Annotated in this window: 13 protein-coding genes; 10 read left to right on the forward strand and 3 right to left on the reverse strand. The window is 57.0% G+C overall.

The window, feature by feature from the left end:
• Positions 1-3: 3 nt before the first annotated feature.
• Positions 4-684, reverse strand: a complete 681-nt coding sequence (locus Q4B98_RS01985; protein ID WP_303195057.1) for a LexA family transcriptional regulator — start codon at positions 682-684, stop codon at positions 4-6.
• 269 nt (positions 685-953) lie between these two features.
• Here Q4B98_RS01985 and Q4B98_RS01990 point away from each other — a divergent pair, with 269 nt between their 5' ends.
• From Q4B98_RS01990 to Q4B98_RS02035, 10 genes are all read left to right on the forward strand, one after another.
• On the forward strand, positions 954-1304 hold the full coding sequence (locus Q4B98_RS01990) for a hypothetical protein (protein ID WP_303195060.1): 351 nt from the start codon (positions 954-956) through the stop codon (positions 1302-1304).
• Positions 1305-1502: 198 nt separating this feature from the next.
• Positions 1503-2009 carry a transcriptional regulator NrdR gene (nrdR, locus tag Q4B98_RS01995; RefSeq protein WP_303195062.1) on the forward strand — a complete coding sequence of 169 codons (507 nt, stop codon included), beginning with the start codon at positions 1503-1505 and terminating at the stop codon, positions 2007-2009.
• Positions 2010-2090: 81 nt separating this feature from the next.
• A complete protein-coding gene (locus tag Q4B98_RS02000) occupies positions 2091-4946 on the forward strand; it encodes a vitamin B12-dependent ribonucleotide reductase (protein WP_303195064.1) in 2856 nt (951 codons plus the stop codon).
• A 204-nt stretch (positions 4947-5150) separates the two neighbouring features.
• Positions 5151-6083, forward strand: coding sequence for a YbjN domain-containing protein (locus tag Q4B98_RS02005; RefSeq protein ID WP_303195066.1), 933 nt, complete (start codon positions 5151-5153; stop codon positions 6081-6083).
• Between the two features lie 84 nt (positions 6084-6167).
• The gene (locus Q4B98_RS02010) at positions 6168-7022 is read left to right on the forward strand and encodes a universal stress protein (protein ID WP_303195068.1); all 855 of its coding nucleotides are present in this window, start codon (positions 6168-6170) and stop codon (positions 7020-7022) included.
• A gap of 145 nt (positions 7023-7167) precedes the next feature.
• A complete protein-coding gene (hrpA, locus tag Q4B98_RS02015) occupies positions 7168-11259 on the forward strand; it encodes an ATP-dependent RNA helicase HrpA (protein ID WP_303195070.1) in 4092 nt (1363 codons plus the stop codon).
• 96 nt (positions 11260-11355) lie between these two features.
• On the forward strand, positions 11356-13530 hold the full coding sequence (gene gnpA / locus Q4B98_RS02020) for a 1,3-beta-galactosyl-N-acetylhexosamine phosphorylase (RefSeq protein WP_303195072.1): 2175 nt from the start codon (positions 11356-11358) through the stop codon (positions 13528-13530).
• 54 nt (positions 13531-13584) lie between these two features.
• On the forward strand, positions 13585-14475 hold the full coding sequence (locus Q4B98_RS02025) for an acyl-CoA thioesterase II (protein WP_303195074.1): 891 nt from the start codon (positions 13585-13587) through the stop codon (positions 14473-14475).
• A 175-nt stretch (positions 14476-14650) separates the two neighbouring features.
• Positions 14651-16357, forward strand: coding sequence for a site-specific tyrosine recombinase/integron integrase (gene xerA, locus Q4B98_RS02030; RefSeq protein WP_303195076.1), 1707 nt, complete (start codon positions 14651-14653; stop codon positions 16355-16357).
• Positions 16354-17556, forward strand: coding sequence for a restriction endonuclease subunit S (locus Q4B98_RS02035; RefSeq protein WP_303195078.1), 1203 nt, complete (start codon positions 16354-16356; stop codon positions 17554-17556). Before xerA ends, Q4B98_RS02035 begins: the two co-directional genes overlap by 4 nt.
• On the opposite strand, the gene Q4B98_RS02040 is transcribed toward Q4B98_RS02035, so the two are convergent.
• Together Q4B98_RS02040 and Q4B98_RS02045 are read right to left on the reverse strand one after the other, a co-directional pair.
• Positions 17525-18100, reverse strand: coding sequence for a restriction endonuclease subunit S (locus Q4B98_RS02040; RefSeq protein WP_303195080.1), 576 nt, complete (start codon positions 18098-18100; stop codon positions 17525-17527). The two genes, Q4B98_RS02035 and Q4B98_RS02040, sit on opposite strands and share 32 nt — an antisense overlap.
• Complete coding sequence (locus tag Q4B98_RS02045) at positions 18090-19601, reverse strand: class I SAM-dependent DNA methyltransferase (protein WP_303195082.1); 1512 nt, start codon at positions 19599-19601, stop codon at positions 18090-18092. Before Q4B98_RS02045 ends, Q4B98_RS02040 begins: the two co-directional genes overlap by 11 nt.
• Positions 19602-19607 lie beyond the last annotated feature (6 nt).

Consider the following 19607-nt stretch of genomic DNA (forward strand, 5'->3'; position numbering starts at 1 on the left):
CGATTAAAGGTGTCTCATAACCGAGACGGCGCGACCCACGAGAAAAGCATCATCGAGGTTGATCGGCGAGTGAGCAGGGTTTGAGGCCATCAGCCACGGTTTCCCTCCAATCTTGGCCAAGGTGCGGACGATCGTCGTACCTCCCACCGTGGCCGCCACGAAATAGGTTTCGGGCGGATCGTCAGGAAGGTCTGCTGCGGACAGCTGTTGAACGAGGACAAGGTCCCCAAGACGGAAATCGGGTGTCATCCCATCGTCGCGAACGACAACCACCACGTGATCGCCATGACCGAGTAGTTGGGAAGGCACCGCAATGGCAGTGTCGTGACGCTCATCGTCGTCGCTTTCACTCGGGTTGAAAACCTTAATCTGTAAGGCCTGGAGTCCGTGCGAATTGTCGACAGTGACGGCATCCTCCACGACCTCAAGGACGCCGTTAACCCGCCGTAGCAAGCCCAGGTCGATGAGAGCTGAGATACGTCTTTGAATAGTCGACGTACTAGCTGCTCCTGTCATGGCGGCTAGGGCACGAACAGTCGGCACCCGACCGTCATGCCGCGCCTCCTTGACGGCGGCAAGGATCTCGCGTTCCTTGGCGGAAGGCTCACGGGTAGGGGTGGACGGGACGGCTGACGAAACGGCGGCTGGGTCCGAGGTGTCAGCTCCAGGCGTATCGGTGGTCACAAAGGTCACGCTATAGGTCGGGTACGACAGTGCTCGGCCGGTGCTGTTCCGTGAGGTCAAGGCGGCGTCGATATGTGTTGTCGATAGACCTGAAGAGTGCGTGTGACTAGGGTGTTCTCTTGGTGTTCCACTCTGGTGGCGGCGAATTTGTCGGTCGGACCGGATGTCATTGATGACGCCGACGGAGGTTGTGCCGTCGGCCCGTTTCGGGATCTGTTCCGAGGCCGCTGACGGGAGCGGATGGCTCTCGTCGGCAGAGAGGTGATCCGATGAGTACTCAAGCGTATGAGTGGGATGTTGACACGACGACCAGTCGGCAAGGTGACCTGATCGTCGGGCCATGGCAGGATGAACTGGCCGAACCGGTGGTCGTCATAGATCGTCGGAAGTTGATGGCGGGGTGCCCTGGCGCTGTTGCGAGCCGTGAGTGGGTGCGTGATCGGTTCTGGGATGTCGCTGTGATAGCTACCGTCGCCGTGATGGTTGTTGGTGTGATTTTGTCCCTGGCGCGCCTTGGTCAGGTGTGGCAGGGCAACCTTGAGAGCGATCACTCCGATACGACTGCCGTCGTTCAGACTGCTGGACATCAGTCGGGTGATCTGTCCGATGTGAAGTCCTGATGGTGAAGTGATCTGCAGCATGTCTCGCGTGGCGGCTTGACGGAAGAGCAAACCACATCCTCGATGATTCCCATCGACACCAGATGTTGTGGTAGGTGATCTTGCTATCCCTACAAGTTGTGTTTTTGGTCCAAAGTTGGAGTAGTCTTCTGGATCGACGGCACATGAGCCGTACAGAGGTCAGGGAAGGAGGCGACGATGCGCTGCCCGTTCTGTCACCATGACGACTCCCGAGTCCTGGACTCCCGAGTGTGTGAAGACGGCACTGCGATCCGTAGGAGACGGCAGTGTCCGGTGTGTGAACGACGGTTCACCACCATCGAACGCATGCAGATGACGGTTCACAAACGCAATGGCATCGAAGAACCTTTTTCCCGAGACAAAGTGATTCGTGGGGTGCGCAATGCGTGCAAGGGACGCCCAGTCACGGATGCGGATCTGGCCTTGCTGGGACAACGCGTCGAGGATGGTCTTCGGGCCAGGGGAGTCGCGGAGATTCCCAGTGACGAGATTGGGCTGGCGATTCTGGGTCCACTTCGAGAGCTGGACCCCATCGCGTATCTGCGATTCGCGAGTGTGTATCTGAACTACGACACTATTGATGACTTTGCCGCTGAGATCGATCGGTTGCGCGACGAGTCCCCTGAAAAAACGCGGTCCTCGGGCCACAAGCAGCCTTCGAAGCAGGACGAACCGCTGTTCTGACGAGCTGCAGCCAGGTGCGCCTGAGTTCACAGCGACTACCGAAACTAAAGACGATTAAAAGACGAATATCTAGAGGGAGCCATGACCGAGAGCAAGTCCGCACCAAGCAGGACCAGCCGCCCCAAAGGGCTGCACGTCGAGCGCATTTTCAGCACCGAGGGCGTCCATCCCTATGACGAGGTGACGTGGGAGCGCCGCGATGTCGTTCAGACGAACTGGCGCACCGGTGATGTGGTCTTCGAACAGGATGGGGTTGAGTTTCCCGACTTTTGGAGCGTCAACGCCTCGACGATCGTCACGAATAAGTACTTCCGCGGCGCCCTTGGTACCCCCGCCCGTGAGGACAGTCTGAAGACCCTCATCAACCGTGTCGTCAACGCTTACGTGACGTCCGGACGTGAAAACGGATATTTCGCATCCGATGAGGACGCCAAGGTCTTCGGTGAGGAGCTGACCTGGCTGTTGGTTCACCAGTACTTCAGCTTTAACTCCCCGGTGTGGTTCAACGTCGGTACGACGAGTCCTCAGCAGGTCAGCGCCTGCTTTATCCTCTCGGTGGATGATTCCATGGAGTCGATCCTCAACTGGTACCGGGAAGAGGGATTCATCTTTAAAGGTGGTTCTGGGGCCGGGCTCAATATCTCCCGTATTCGTTCTTCTAAGGAGTTGTTGAGCTCCGGAGGTACCGCTTCCGGTCCGGTGTCCTTCATGCGTGGTGCCGACGCCTCGGCGGGAACCATCAAGTCCGGAGGCGCAACCCGCCGCGCTGCCAAGATGGTCGTCCTCGACATCGATCACCCCGATGTTGAGGAGTTCATTGAGACTAAGGCGCGTGAAGAGGACAAGATTCGTGCTTTGCGCGACGCCGGGTTCGACATGGATCTGGGTGGTCGAGACATCGTCAGCGTCCAGTACCAGAACGCCAATAACTCGGTACGTGTTTCGGATGCCTTCATGACAGCTGTCGAGCAGGGCAAGCCTTTCGGACTGACTTCTCGCACTGAGCCAGGCAAGGTGCTCGAGACCGTTGACGCCAGGGAATTGTTCGGCAAGATTGCCCAGGCCGCATGGGAGTGCGCCGACCCGGGTCTGCAATATGACGACACCATCAATGCTTGGCACACGACCCCGAACAGTGGCCGAATCAACGCCTCCAACCCATGTTCGGAGTACATGAGTCTGGACAATTCCTCGTGTAACCTGGCCAGCCTCAACCTGCTGAAGTTCCTCGACCAGGACGATCACTTCGACGTCGAGAGGTTCACCAAGGCTGTTGAGTTGGTCATCACTGCGATGGACATTTCTGTCTGCTTTGCAGACTTCCCGACCGAGGCCATCGGAGAAACCACCCGTAAGTTCCGGCAGCTTGGAATCGGATATGCCAACCTGGGTGCCCTTCTCATGGCCTTGGGCCTGGGATATGACTCTGACGGCGGTCGTGCGTTGGCCGCTGCCATCACTTCCCTCATGACCGGTGTTTCCTACCGACGCTCCGCCGAGTTGGCGGCCATTGTCGGTCCTTACGCTGGGTATGCCGAGAACGCCGAGCCGCACCAAGCCGTCATGGCCAAGCATCGCGACGCCAACCGTCAGGTCCATCCGCTACACGACAACGACACCGCCGTGCTGGCGGCTGCCAAGGCCGAATGGGACAAGGTTGTCGAACTGGGGCGCTCCAACGGTTTTCGTAACGCTCAGGCATCGGTGCTGGCCCCGACCGGCACCATCGGCTTCATGATGGACTGCGACACCACTGGCATTGAGCCGGACTTCTCACTGGTGAAATTCAAGAAGATGGTTGGCGGCGGTTCCATGCAGATCGTCAATCAGACTGTGCCGCGAGCTCTCAAGAATCTCGGTTACACCCCGGAGCAGTCTGAGAAGATCGTGGCGTACATCTCCGACAACGGCACGGTCGTGGGAGCCCCAGAACTCGACGAGGCCCATTACGAGGTCTTTGACTGCGCTATGGGTACTCGCTTCATCGCCCCGATGGGTCACGTGCGGATGATGGCTGCCGTTCAGCCTTTCCTGTCCGGTGCCATCTCCAAGACTGTCAATCTACCGGAGTCCTCCACCGTCGAGGACATCGCAAATGTCTATATGGAGGGTTGGAAGCTCGGTCTCAAGGCCTTGGCTGTGTACCGGGACAACTGCAAGGTTGGGCAGCCTCTGTCTGAGGTCAAGAAGAAGGACGAGGAGAAGAAGGCCGAGCCGGAAGTTCGTATCGAGTACCGTCCGCGCCGTCAGCGCCTACCGAAGTCGCGCATGGGCCGTACCACGAGCTTCCAGGTCTCGGGAGCTGGCGGTTACCTCACGACAGGTGCTTATGATTCCGGTCGCCTGGGTGAGATCTTCCTCAAGCTCGGCAAACAGGGGTCGACTCTCGCCGGTGTCATGGACGCTTTCTCCATCGCGGTGTCCATCGGTCTGCAGTATGGTGTGCCGCTGGAGTCCTTCGTCCAGAAATTCTCCAACCTCAAGTTTGAGCCAGCAGGGATGACGGATGACCCGGACATTCGCATTGCGTCGTCGATCATTGACTACGTGTTCCGTCGTCTGGCCTTGGACTACTTGGACTTCGACGAGCGCGCCGAGCTGGGCATTTACACCGCAGCTGAACGGGCCCGGTATGTCGAGACCGGCTCCTACCTGTCCGATGAGGAGGAAAGTGAGCTCATCGACTCCGAGACCCTCAAGGACACTGCGGCCGATCGCGTCAGGGTACATGAGGACGGTGCCAATCAGCCTGGGCTCTTCGCAGCCCAGGAGACCGTGGAGCGAGTCGGTGGTGCCCATACCAGTGCTGAGCTGCTCGAAGATCAGATGGGCCGCGAGGTCGATGCGCCGTTGTGCATGACCTGCGGAACAAAGATGCGTCCGTCAGGTTCCTGCTATGTCTGTGAGGGCTGCGGGTCTACCAGCGGCTGCAGCTGATCTGATGGTGTGTGGTTGGGGGTACAGCCGGAATGCTGTGCCCCCCACCCGCCGTCATATCAGGGTCGTTGCCCCGGCGCGTTTGTCCAACACTGGATTCATGAGGGTGCCGAGCTGTTGCGGTTCATGAGGTTGTTGACACTGCCGGGGTGACACGAGAAGTTCCAGCTGCACATATGCCTCCTGACCGACTAGGTTGCAAGCATGGAAGAGCAACCAGACTTCGCGTTCGATCCGGACCGCAGCACAGCACAGGCCTGGGGTCAGTTCACCGAGCGTCTGGCTGAGGTCGTCTCCGTCATTGACGACGATGGCGAGTTGACGATTTCGACCTTGTCAGCGCACAACGACCCCACGCCTTTCATTCGCTTTGTGCAGGACGACCCCGGTCTCAGCAATGACACTGCGATGATCCTGGCCGAGGCCTCCAGCAATAGCTGCCTGCCAGACAGGTCCCAGCTCACTTCCGGTCAGCTTGACGGGTTGAGGGCGCTGGGATGGCAGGCCCCTGGGACCTGTGTGTCTCATAAGACTGAGAATTATTGGGTTTACCGAAGTCAGGAAGACAGCGAGCAGCTTGCTGAACTGGCCGTGGCGACCCTTCGTGACATTTTCGGTGTCCCCCACCCGGTGTTTTTGGCCCCTGACCAGCTGGCAGAGATTTTGCAGCCTGAGCCACCGTTGTCTCCCACCGAGACGGCCAGCGTCCCCGCCATCATGCCGGTTGACAAGGACCACCTTGATCGCCTCGTTGCCGATGAGTTGTCGCAAATGTTCGGCTATCCCGCGATTCGTGATAGTGAAGGTGACTTTGCCATTCGAGTCGGCACGTCCATGGTGTTCGTGCGCACCACCCCAGACGCCTCAGAATTGCTGCTTTTCGCAGTCCTCGTCCACGACATTGAGGGACGATCTCGCGCCGTTGAGGTGCTTAACGATCTCAATGTCCAATCCCGGTATGGGCGCTTCGCACTGCACCAAGACCGAGTCTTCGTCACGATGTCGGTGATGGCGCGTCCCTTTGTTGCTGCGCACCTGCACCAGGCAGTCTCCATCATGTCGAGGCTGGCTGATGGATTGGACAATGAACTAGCTCGCAAGCTGCGGGGGAGAACCACTTTTGAAGACGGATCGTGACCTGAGTCCTTTTACTCCAAGCTCAGTGGTGGGAGAATGTGACATGGAGCCAGTGCTCCTGACGTCTCACTGAGGAGGACCACCATGACTGACGACCGAACCTCATCGAAGGCTTCCCGCGCCACCGTCATCGTTGGAGTCGACGGCTCGCAGGACGGTCTGCGCGCCGCCCGGTATGCTGCAGGGTCCGCAATCAGGAGAGACGCCGATCTCATCGTCCTTCACGCTGTTGACGACGCCGCTGTCGCTGGTGCCTGGGGTGTTGTCTATGACCCGACCGCTTTGCAAGACGCCGGCCAGGTCGTCGTCGCAGACGCGATCAATGTCGCCAAGGGACGCGGTATGGACCCTAATCGCATTTCTGGCGAGGTGGTTCTGGGTAATCCGGCAGCTATTATCGCCGACCGCAGCGCCGACGCCCAGCTGGTCGTTGTCGGTCGTCGTGCCAGCTCGGGTCTGGAGCGAATGTTCGTCGGGTCGACCTCTGTGGCAGTGGCTGGTATGTCGGCTGCACCCGTCGTCGTCATCTCCCGCGCGTCCAACCCTGATCCGACCGGTGACAAGAAGCGTGTTGCCGTCGCCGTCGGCCCTCAGAGCGCAGGAACTGCCGCCCTTGGATTCGGATTCACTGAGGCCGAGCTGCGCGGTGGCAAGCTGGTGGCAGTGACCGTTCCGGCACAGGATTCTCAGAAGGTTCACGACGAGGCCCTCAAACGGCTCAACGAGGTTGTCAAGTCCGTCGCTCACGACCATCCCGACGTTGAGGTCGAGACTCGGGTGCTCTCCGGGGAGCCGGTGAACGCCTTGGTCGATCTGTCTGGGGACGTCGACCTTCTCGTGATAGGCATGAAGAAGCACCCGATCCTGGGGTGGACCGCTGGCGGAGTCAGCCGCGGCATTATGGCCCACGCCCAGTCTCCGCTGGCCATCTGCCACTGACAGGTGCCCAGCTCAGCTGCATCACGGTTACCTTCGGGGCGGGTGAGTTTCTGGTTGCGTAACGAGGGTTTTTGATTTCAGCCCCGGGAAGATCCACAAGAGCTTGTCGCTGAGTGTCAGACATTGCACATAGACTGAGCCGGTCATGCCTGATTCACGACTAGAAGGTGAGCTGCCCGGCGGGGGAGTTGTTGCTTTCGACACCGAGCTTCCCATCGCGGCACACGCCGACGAGATTGCTGACCTCATCCAGAGCCATCAAGTCGTGGTGGTGGCTGGTGAAACTGGATCGGGAAAGACCACCCAGTTGCCCAAAATCTGCCTGGCTCTAGGACGTCGTCACATCGCTCATACCCAGCCTCGCAGGATTGCTGCTCGCAGTGTCGCCGAGCGCGTCGCGGAAGAAATGGGGGTCGATCTGGGGGAGCAAGTCGGCTACCAGGTGCGATTCACTCGTCGCGCCACGTCCGACACGGCGCTCACGGTTATGACTGACGGTGTGCTGTTGGCTGAGATCTCGCACGACCGTGACCTACGTGCCCATGACACCATCATCATCGACGAGGCCCACGAGCGTAGCCTCAACATTGATTTCCTTCTGGGCTACCTCAAGCAGCTGTTGCCACGGCGTCCCGATCTCAAGGTCATCATCACATCGGCCACCATCGACACAGCGAGATTCGCGGCCCATTTTGATGACGCCCCCGTTATCGAGGTCTCTGGACGAACCTATCCGGTGGAGGTCCGGTACCGCCCGCTGGACCCTTCTGAGCAGATCCGCACAGACTCCGAGCTGTCGAGCACCAACGATGATGACGATGAGGATTTCCTAGAGCTTCCGTCTTCTCCTGACCCGACCACTGCCAATGACGAGGTTCTTGACCAAGTTACCGGTATTTGCCGAGCTGTCGAGGAACTTACGCAAGAAGGGGACGGTGACATCCTCATTTTTCTGGCCGGTGAGCAGGAGATCCGCGAGACCGCCGACGCGTTGTCTGACCTCGCATTGTCCAATACTGAGATCTTGCCGCTGTTTGCCCGGCTGTCTGCCGCCGAACAGCACCGCGTCTTCACCCCGCATAGCGGTCGTCGCATCGTGCTTGCCACCAATGTCGCCGAAACCTCCCTGACAGTGCCAGGCATTCGCTACGTCATCGATCCGGGAACCGCCCGTATCTCGCGCTATTCGGTGCGAACCAAGGTGCAACGTCTTCCCATTGAACCCATCTCCCAAGCCAGTGCCAACCAGCGGGCCGGACGATGCGGTCGCGTGGCCCCGGGTATCTGCATTCGGCTCTATTCCGAGGCCGACTTCGAATCGCGTCCCGAGTTCACCGAGCCAGAGATCCTACGCACCAATCTGGCGGCGGTCATCCTGCAGATGGCCCAAGCCCGACTCGGTGCCATCACCGATTTCCCCTTTGTCGAAGCCCCAGACCGCTCCCGGATTAATGACGGTATCCGGCTGCTTGACGAGCTGGGGGCTCTCAAAACCGGCCATCGCGACGCTCCTCGATTGACTAAGATCGGCCATCAGCTCGCCCGCGTTCCACTGGATCCGCGCCTGGGACGTATGTTGTTGGAAGGGGCACAACAGGGCAGCCTTGCCGAGGTCCTCGTCATCGTCGCTGCACTGTCCATTCGAGACGTTCGGGAGCGTCCGGTCGAGAAACGCGAAGAGGCTGACAGCTTTCACCGACGTTTCGCCACTGAGGCGAACTTGCTGCAGACTCTCCAGGCGGCCGACAACGCCGACAACAACCGGGCAGGTGATTGGTCCCACGTTCGTCAGCAGGTTCACCAGCAGTCGGCCAACACTTCGGAACCACAACCGGTGCGCCGTACCCCGCATACCCCTGCCGAAAGACGGACTCGTCAGCCTCAGCCAGGTGGTATTGATGAGGGCGGCGACATCATGGCTATTCACCGGCTGTGGCGCTATCTGCGTCATCAGCGTCGGCACATGGGGTCCTCAGCCTTCCGGCGAATGTGTCGTGACGAATACATCAACTACTTACGCGTGCGTGAATGGGATGACCTGCACGGTCAATTGTGCCAGATTGCCAAAGAACTGCACTTGGAGATCAACCGCACTCCGGCCCCCACTGACCGAGTGCTTGTCGCGCTGTTGTCAGGTTTGCTGTCCCATATCGGCCTGGTACAGATCCGGGAGTCGTCGAAGCGGCGCGGTCGTCGTCCTGGCCCTCAGGAGTACATCGGGGCTCGTGGCACCAAATTTGCTATCAATCCTGGTTCCTTGTTGGCGCGCAAGTCTCCGGAACTCGTCGTCGCTGTCGAACTGGTGGAGACAACCAGGCTGTGGGCCAGGACGGTGGCAGCGATTCGCCCCGAGTGGGTGGAGGAAGTCGCCGGACCCCTCATTAAACGCTCGTGGGAGGCTCCTCACTGGGCAGCCTCGACAGCTTCCGTCGTTGCCACAGAGCGGGCAACTCTCTTTGGGGTGCCACTATGGGCGGATCGTCGCGTCAATTACGGACGTATCGACCCGGTAGTTTCCCGGCAGATCTTCATTCGTTCCGCCTTGGTGGAACGAGACTGGCGATCTCACCACGGCTTTCTCAAACATAATGATCGGGTACGAGACGAGGCGGCCGATCTTGAGGAGCGCAGTCGGCAACGCGGTCTGGTTGCCGATGATGACGCGATCTTCGCTTTCTATGATCGCCGTGTTCCAGAAGGCATTGTCTCTGGTTCTCATTTCGACGCCTGGTGGCGACGGGTCCAGGACCGTCACCAGCTCGACTTGTCCCTCGACGACCTTGTTGACTCCGACTCTGTTGATGCCGACGCCTTCCCCGATCACTGGCAGGTTGGCAATCTTGATCTTCCCGTCCGATACGTTTTTGAGCCGGGGTCCGGCCATGACGGTGTTACCGTCACCATCCCGCTGGCCCTGCTTAACCAGGTTCCAACTGCGCCCTTCAGTTGGCAGGTTCCGGGCTTGCGCACTGAACTGGCGACTGAACTTATCCGCGCCCTCCCCAAGCGCATTCGGACACAACTTGTTCCCGCTCCTGATCGCGCTCGAGCTGCGCTGACCTGGCTGGAGGACAATGGCGCTGACCGGCAGGCTCCCTTTACCGAGGAACTCGGGCGGGCATTGCGGGGTCTCACCGGAGTTGTCGTCGAGACGGACGACTGGGACACCGGCGCTATCCCAGCTCATCTGCGGGTCGGCTTCGACATTGTCGACACCGAAGGGCGTGCGGTGGGCAAGAAGTCTAAGAAAGGCGGCAAGAACAAGTCGGCCTTCTCTCGGCCCACGTATGTCGCCAGATCCGAGGATCTCGAATCATTGCAAGCCGATTTGGCCCCCAAGGTCTCGCAATCCTTGACGAAGGCCGCCGGACGGCCCCAGATTCATGGGGCGACCCGGTGGGTTTTCGATCCGATCCCGCAACGGGTTGATCTATCGCGTAAGGGTGCTGACGCCGTTGGCTACCCCTGCCTGGTTGACGAGGGCACCGGGGTTGGCACCACCGTTCTCGACACATCGCGGGCTCAACGAACCAGCCACGCCGCAGGCGTTGTGAGGCTGCTCGTGCTCACCCTGCCCGACCCAACGAAATGGGTCGTCTCCCATATGGACAATGGCACCAAGCTGGCCCTGTCGACCTCGCCCTATCCCACCGTCCCGGCCCTGCTGGCCGATGCTCGTCATAAGGCGGTCGATTCGGTTGCCCATGAGAAAGCTGGGGACCTGTCTGGGATTCGTACTAAGGAGAGCTTCGATGATCTTGCCCTGGCTGTCCGTCAGGGCCAGGCTGATCGAATGGCTCGAGTGGTGCGCACCGCAGGCACAATTCTCACTCGACTTGTCGAGGCCCGTCAGGCCCTGGCAACAGTCTCAGACCCGGTAATCCGCGCTGACATTACCGCCCAGATTGACGATCTCATCTTCGAGAACTTCATCTCGGCTACCCCGGACCCCTGGTACGACGACATGGCGCGCTGGATACAGGGTGTCAGCGTACGTATCGAATCGCTCATGACGAATCCGTCGCGAGATCCGCGTCAGATGGCCCAGCTAGAACCACTGTTGGCCGAGTACGACGATCTGTGCGAAGAACAACCAGCCGGAAAACTCCCCGCAGAGGTCGAGGAGATTGGGTTCATGTTAGAGGAACTCCGGGTCCAGTACTTCGCCCAGCGCCTGGGCACTCGGGTCACGGTGTCGCCGAAACGGATTCGTAGCGCCATGAACAAGGTATCTTAACCATGAACACGTTCACAGATAGTGAGCAAGAGGCCAAATTCGCCGCGTTACTGCCGGTAAGATCAAAGCCCAACCGCACTCAAGGAGGAATGCCCTATGACCGCGCCTGATTCCCATACCTCGGGACGAGTCACCCTGCCAGTTGAGGAGGGAATGGACGACGAGCTGGCCGCGATCATCGAGCGTCTCGGTGCCGATGCGGTCCGTAACAGCGATGGCACGTGGTTGCCGAAGATCGTCTCTGACTTGGGGACGAAGGTTTATTCAACCCGTTTCTGTGCTCGCGGAGATGAGGCCTGGGCACTGGACCACCTCGACGAGCACGTCAGTATGTACCTGTGCTCAGACCGGGTCCCAGCTCTCGAAGACGGCCCGCTTGACATCCATATCATGCGTGGGTTCTTCGCCGAGCAGCTTCGACCGGACACCGACGTCGACGTCAAACGCTGGTGGCAGGTGCGAGACCGTACCACCGGCGAGGTCATTGATGACTGGACGGTCAGCGGCGAGGGTGCCGATTGCGTGGTGACGGTGCCCGCGAAGGCTGGCCACGTCTACACCGTGGCATTCCTGGGAGCCCAGATCTGGGATACCACCCAGATGTACAACTACACGACGAATCACTGGGAAAACGACCCCACCCGCACCAAGGAGCACCCCTTCGACGTCGCCTATCCCGCCACCTGGAACCATGTTCAGGAAGCGTTGGCCGAATGGCTCGATGCGCACCCAGAGATCAACGTGGTCCGGTTCACGACGTTCTTCTACCACTTCACTCTCTACTTCAACGACAAGGCCAAGGAGAAGTTCGTCGACTGGTTCGGCTACTCCGCCTCGGTGTCGGTGCCGCTGATGGAGGCCTTTGAGGCTGAGACCGGATGGAAGATCGACCCGGAGGACTTCATCGACGCCGGCTACCACAACTCCTCCTTCCGTCCTCCTTCCCCGTTCTTCAAGGCGTGGATTGCCTTCCTCAACCGCTTCGTGACCGATCGGGTGCGACGACTTGTCGAGATCTGTCATGACAAGGGCCGCGAGGCGATGATGTTCCTCGGGGATAACTGGATTGGCACCGAACCCTACGGTGAACTGTTCGCCACCACGGGTTTGGACGCCGTGGTTGGTTCTGTGGGATCTGCCGCTACCTGTCGGATGATTTCGGATATTCCGGGGGTCCGCTACACCGAGGGACGATTCCTGCCCTACTTCTTCCCTGACGTTTTCAATGACGAGGGAGACCCGGTGGGGGAGGCGAACACCTCCTGGGTGCAGGCTCGTCGCGCCATCGTCCGCAAGCCTTTGGACCGTATTGGCTACGGCGGATACCTCTCTTTGGCCAATAAGTACCCCGAGTTTATGGCGCGGATCAGCCAGATCTGCCAGGAGTTCCGTGACATTTGGGAGCGTAGCGGCGGCAAGACCCCGAGGGTTGCGCCGTTCCGGATCGGCATTCTCAACTGTTGGGGAGCTCGTCGCACGTGGATGACCCACATGGTTGCCCACGCCTTGTACTACAAGCAGGCTGAACCGTATCTGGGTGTCATCGAGTCGTTGGCTGGTCTGCCTTTCGACATCGACTGGCTCGATTTCGACGACATCCGCGACGGGGTTCCCGAGGGGATCGGGGTGCTCATCAACGCTGGAGCTGGCGGAACTGCCTTCTCCGGAGCTCAAGAATGGGCCGATGTCAAGGTTCAGGAAGCGGTGCGTGCTTTCGTGGCTCGTGGCGGCGGTTTCATCGGAGTCGGTGAGCCTACCTACTGGCCTGACAATGGTGCGGTCCTCCAGCTGTCTGACGTTTTCGGTGTGGACCGCGAGATCGGTTGGAGCCTGTCGACTGACCGGTACCCGAATGTTGTCGATTCTCACTTCATCACCGATGGTTTGACCCTGGAGGTTGGGCCGGTCGCTCCCGAGATCGTCCCGGTGTGTGACGACACAGAGGTGTTGAAGCTTGAGGACGATTCAATCCAAGCTGCTGTCCACACCCTCGGCAAAGGTCGGGCAGTTTACCTGGCTGGTCTTCCGTACACCGTCGACAATTCGCGTTTGCTGCACCGGGCAATCTGGTGGGCCGCTGGTCGTGACGACGAGTTCGATGGCCAATACGTTGCCGCTGATCCTCGCGTCGAGACGGCGTGCTACGACGAGGCTGGCGTATTGCTGGTGACCAATGTCAGTTTCGATGAGGTGACGACGACTATCACTGGGCTGAACCGGGAGGTAACCCTGGCTCCAGCCGGGTCTGCGTGGATTGACATTCCTGCCTAACGATGAGAATCCGAATCCACTGTGCCAGACTCATGAATCTGGCACAGTGGATAGGTGCCATCAACGACTGCTGAACTGCTTGACCTGCTCGACCTTGAAGACCTTGATCTTGATTTGTTTCGAGGCAAACAACCGCGCACGACGTGGCAGCGAACGTTTGGTGGTCAGGTGCTTGCCCAGGCCTTAGTGGCTGGTGCTCGCACGGTTCCTGAGCGTACCGCTCACTCCATGCATGCTCTGTTCCTTCACGCTGGGCGCACTGATCTACCGATGATCTTCGACGTTGAGCGGATCCGGGATGGGCGCACCTTCAGTACTCGTCGGGTTAATGCTCGCCAGCATGGCAGGACAATTTTCACTGCGGAGCTGTCGTTTAAGAATCGTGAGAATGGGCCGGAGCATTCTGATCCGATGCCCGATTACCTGCCCAGCCCAGACAAGTGCCTGACGCTGGCCCAAGCCCTTGAGCAGATGTTCGGTAGGGAAATGCCAGCTGTCAAAGAATGGGATGCCCTTGACGTCCGGTTGGCCAGCGATGGTTCGAACCTCGTCGACCCCAACCACGCCACTCATCTGAGTCTGTGGGTGCGTACCACGTCCGGTCTGCCCGACGACCGTGTAGTGCAGCGGGCCATTCTGGCTTACATTTCCGACATCAGTTTGATGGCCGGTGCTGTTTTGCCTCACGTGGGTTCGATCCCACCGGGTATGGTCGTCAATCCGGCATCCCTAGATCATGCTATGTGGTTTCACCGCACGGCCAAAGCAGATCAGTGGATGCTTTATGACCAGGTTTCCCCGAGTGCCTCGGGCCTGCTCGGGTTCTCCATGGGCCGCTTAATGCAAGACGGCAAACTCATCGCTTCGTGTTGTCAAGAGGGTGTTATGAAATTAGTGGACGTCAACGATGTCGACGCCTCGGTGACGTTCCCGATAGGCAGGTGACTATGAGCGGTCAGTCAGCGGACGCCAGTGCAACGTGAATACTCCAATTCAATCTTAATAAAAACATATCGCAGAATCATCTGCGCTACCGTCACCCGCAGATACAGCATCATCGTCGAACCCAACCAGGGAAGCCCTGTCAACGCAGCTTCATCCCACGCACAGGGTCGATGAAGTGGCGAAGCTAAATGATTATTTAGCTGAGACGCTCGTTTCTCTTCAAAGGAAAGTATCTGAGACGGAATCAACAAGGGAATACCGCGCTGATGAAGTGTTTTCGATTCATATCGGCAAGACGCCACCTCGCAAACAACAAGAATGGTTTTCCTTCGACCATGCAGATAACGTCATATGGATGTCAATAAAGGATATGGGTAATGCTGGTGTGTATCTGATTGATAGTTCCGAATATCTGACCAATCAAGCAGTAGAAAAGTTCAATATACGTAAGTGTAATCCAGGATCAATCCTTCTAAGTTTCAAGCTAACGATCGGACGAGTCGGCATTGCTGCTAATGAAATGGTTACGAACGAAGCCATTGCCTGCTTTGCGTCTGACGACGACCGAAGGCTGGCTTATCTCTATCCACTGTTGCTCACATACGACTATGCATCGATGGGGAGTACTTCTTCGATTGCAACCGCAGTTAATTCAAAAATGATCAAAGCTATGCCAATTCAGGTTCCCGGCGAAGACGTACTCGATGTTTATTATGAGCAGACAAAACCTATTTTCGATCTCCTGTTAAGCAATACAAGGGAGATTTTCACACTAGAACAGATGCGAGATTCGTTGCTTCCGAAGCTTATGTCTGGAGAGATTGATGTCTCCGAGATCCATCTGCCTATGCAACCAAATAATCATTTGTCGCGTGCTGTATCCTGCTATAGTAAAATCACTTCATCGTTCCTATTGAAAGGGTTTGCGATGGAGACAACAATAAACTTTGTTCTTGGTCAGATGCAGTCAGTCCTGAGTTGTGTCCAGCTTAAACGGCTCAGAGAAGTGCTCAGGTTCGCATTGTCACCGCGTCAAGAACCGTCAATAGATTTGCTTCACCTGTTTCTTACGGCAAAGGAAGTGGAGGGCTGCTCGCCCCGCACTATTTCTTATTACGAGAGCACGATCCGACATATGGTCAATACTATTGACAAGCCGTATACCCAAGTCGAAAGTGACGATCTGCGCAAGTATCTTTCCGATTACGAGGCTACCCGCCGAGCCGGTAAGGTGACTATCGACAATATTCGCCGTATTTTGTCGAGCTTTTTCTCGTGGCTTGAAGATGAAGACTATATCGTGAAGAGTCCTGTGCGGCGCATCCATAAAGTGAAGACCGCCACGGTAGCCAAGGAGGTCTTGTCTGATGAGGACCTCGAAACCTTACGCGACAGCTGCACGAATGCTCGAGATCTCGCCATCGTTGACATGCTCGCCACCACAGGTATGCGTGTCGGTGAGCTGGTCGACCTTGATATCGCAGACATCGACCTTCAGGAGCGTGAGTGCGTCGTCACAGGCAAGGGCAACAAGCAGCGTCCTGTCTACTTTGATGCTCGTGCCAAGCTGCACCTGCAGGCATATCTCAAGAGCCGCGACGACGACAGCTCCGCGTTATTCGTATCTTTGGGTGCCTCGGCTTCACGTTTGAGTATTGGAGGGGTCGAGTCTCGTCTTCGTGAGCTTGGCAAGGCATGTGGGGTGGGCCGGGTCTATCCTCACAAGTTCCGTCGTACCTTGGCGACTCATGCCATTGACAAGGGGATGCCGATCGAACAGGTGCAAAAGTTGCTTGGCCATGCGAGAATAGACACTACCATGCACTACGCGATGGTGAACCAGAACAATGTGAAGGCTTCACACAGAAAATACTTGGAATGACTATAGATAGTGTCTTGCTCTCTGAAGTTGCTGATATTCAGACAGGCCCTTTTGGAAGTCAGCTTCACAATAAAGATTATGTCAAAGAGGGGACGCCCATTGTTACAGTCGAGCATCTTGGCAGTAGGCGCTTTACTTCCCAAAACCTGCCCTTCGTTTCCGAGAAAGATAAGAAACGCCTGAGCAAATACGCCATGCTGGAAGGCGATATAATCTTTAGCCGTGTCGGATCAGTCGATCGTTGTTCATATGTCTCATCTAAAGAGAATGGGTGGCTCTTTTCTGGTCGCTGTTTGCGAGTAAGGCCGACGTCAAAAATTAATGGCCTGTACCTCTACTATTATCTGTCATCCAAGCCTGTTGGCAGGTATATTCGCAATGTTGCCGTAGGCGCAACAATGCCATCAATTAATACGAGTTTGCTCGGCGAAGTGCCAGTGTCGTTGCCTTCATTTGAAGAGCAGTCTTGTATAGCAAGTGTTCTATCTTCCATTGACGATAAGATTGAATTTAACGAGCGGACAAATGATTATTTAGCCAATATTCTGGATGTGCTTTTTAATGAGATAATTGCGGGTCGGCCACATGACTGGACAGCCATGTCGTTGCTTGATATAGCCAATTACAAAAACGGCCTAGCTATGCAACGCTTCAGGCCAGTCGGAGGCGATAAAGGGCTTCCCGTTATCAAGATTCGTGAGCTTAGGCAAGGTTATTGCGGAGCGGATGCGGAAAGATGTCGTAGCGATATTGACGAATCGGTCACCATTCATGACGGCGATCTTATCTTCTCCTGGTCTGGCACTCTTCTCCTTGATTTCTGGACTGGCGGAGATTCCGGGCTCAATCAGCATTTATTCAAGGTAACATCTGATACCTATCCAAGTTGGTTCTACTACATGTGGACTAAGCAGCATATGCGGCGGTTTATCTCTCTAGCCAAAAACCGCGCGACTACAATGGGGCATATCAAGCGTAATGAGTTACGAGAGTCCAAGGTTCTTATTCCTCCGCCTAGTAGGATGGAGGATCTCACTGCCCATATTCAGCCCATTGTTGATGAAATGATTGGGCTTAAGGTTCAGTCGCGCAAACTTGGAGAACTGAGAGATTCGCTACTTCCGAAGCTTATGTCGGGTGAGATTGATGTTTCCCAGATTGAGCTTCCTATGCAGCTAAATAATCATTTGTACGGCTGATTGCCATCTGTTTTTTAAATAGCAGATCAAGCAAGAAAACGGTTTTTTGTTGCTGTTGAATTGTTGGTAAATCTATTTCGATACGCGAAAGGTCGTCCGGATGTACGCGGAAGACCTTCATTCCTCTCACGTACTGTCTAAGGAGCAGTTTAAATCGCGGCAAGTGCATCAAGTAGTTGAGGTATGCAGGAACCAGGAGATCTTTGCGGTTGACGTGAACGATGGTGGTCTCAGTCCCGGCTACCGTCGGAAGGTCGAGTGGGTTGTTGAAAAGAAAAGAGCGGCCCAAGTCTTCCACGGTCTCTGAAGTTAGTACATATACTATGTCTTGGTCGTGTAGCCATTGCTCTTCTTTAATGCGCTCATTACCGAGAATGTAGGGGATAGGTTTCTGTGGGTTATTTACATCAATGCGTAGGTTAAACCCTTTATAAAGATCCCCATAGTGAATGTAGAGGTAGTCCCCAGTCTCGTACATACGTGTGCGTGGGACACTGGCACCGCGGCTGAATGAGCAGAGTTCGCCTAGCTTCTTAGAACCCATAGCCGATAGCCTCCAGATTCTTCTTTATCTGCTCCTGCAGCCGGTTGGACTCCTCGAAGCATTTGGCAAGCTCGCCAGTCAGGCGTTTCATCTTGTCTTCGAATGGTTCGCCGTCGTCTTCTTCGTCTTTGATGCCCACGTAGCGGCCGGGGGTGAGTATGTAGTCCTGCTTGGCGATGTCCTCGAGGTCTACGGCAGCGCAGAAACCCTTCTCGTCCTCCAGATTGCCATTACGGAAAGCGTCGAACGCTGCTGCTACTTTGGCTATGTCCTCGTCGGTAAACTCGCGTAGCCGACGGCTGACCATCGTGCCCATCTCGCGGGCGTCGACGAACAGTGTCTTGCGTTCCCTTGTCGGGTCCTTGCTGATGATCCACAGGCTCACCGGGATGCCGGTGCTGTAGAAGAGGCGGTCCGGCATGGCCACGATTCCCTCTACCAGTCCAGCCTCCACGATTGCTTGGCGAATAGCTCCCTCATTGTTCGTTTGTGAGCTGAGGGAACCGTTAGCAAGCACCATGCCCATCCGGCCAGATGCGCTCAGATGGTGGATCATGTGCTGCATCCAGGCGAAGTTCGCGTTACCTGCGGGCGGTGTCCCGTATTCCCACCTCGGGTCTTCGGCCAGCTGCTGGCCGCCCCAATCACTCATGTTGAACGGCGGATTGGCAAGCACGAAGTTGAAACGCTTGTCCTTGTGTAGGTCGTTGAAGAACGTGTCAGCGTTAAAACCTCCTAGGTCGGCCTCGATGCCCCGGATCGCGAGGTTCATCATCGCCATCTTCCAGGTCGTCGGGTTGGATTCCTGACCAAACACTGACAGGTCGTTGATTCTGCCTTGGTGGCGTTGCACGAAATCCGCTGACTGCACGAACATGCCGCCGGACCCACAGCACGGGTCGTAGACGCGCCCATGGTATGGCTGGATGATCTCGACTAGCGTTTTCACCACGCAGGCCGGTGTGTAGAACTCGCCGGCGTTCTTTCCCTCGGCCTCGGCGAAACGCGACAGGCAGTATTCGTAGGTGCGCCCCAGGATGTCACGGGTGTCGCCCTTGTCCGCCATGTGCACGTTTGTAAAGATGTCCACCACCTCGCCGAGTCGCCGCTTGTCCAGCTCTTGGCGGGCGAAGGTCTTAGGCAGAATGCCCTTCAGGGTGTCGTTCTCGGCTTCGATAAGCCGCATAGCGTTGTCAATAACCTTGCCGATTTCGGGGGTATGGGCGGCACCACCGATGACATCCCAACGAGCCTCCTTCGGCACCCAAAAGATGTTCTTATAGGCGTACTCGTCGCGGTCCTCTTCGAAGCCCTCGCCTTCGTCAACGAGTTCCTCATGACGGGCGTTGAACTTGTCCGAAACGTATTTCAGGAAGATGAGGCCGAGTACCACGTTCTTGTATTCAGAGGCATCAATGTTGCCCCGTAGCTTGTCGGCTGCCGTCCATATTTGCTGCTCAAAACCGATCTCGGCAGTGTTGTCGGTCTTCCTGCGTGCCATAGTTCG

The organism is Cutibacterium sp. (assembly GCF_030525615.1).
Classification (GTDB): Bacteria; Actinomycetota; Actinomycetes; order Propionibacteriales; family Propionibacteriaceae; genus Cutibacterium.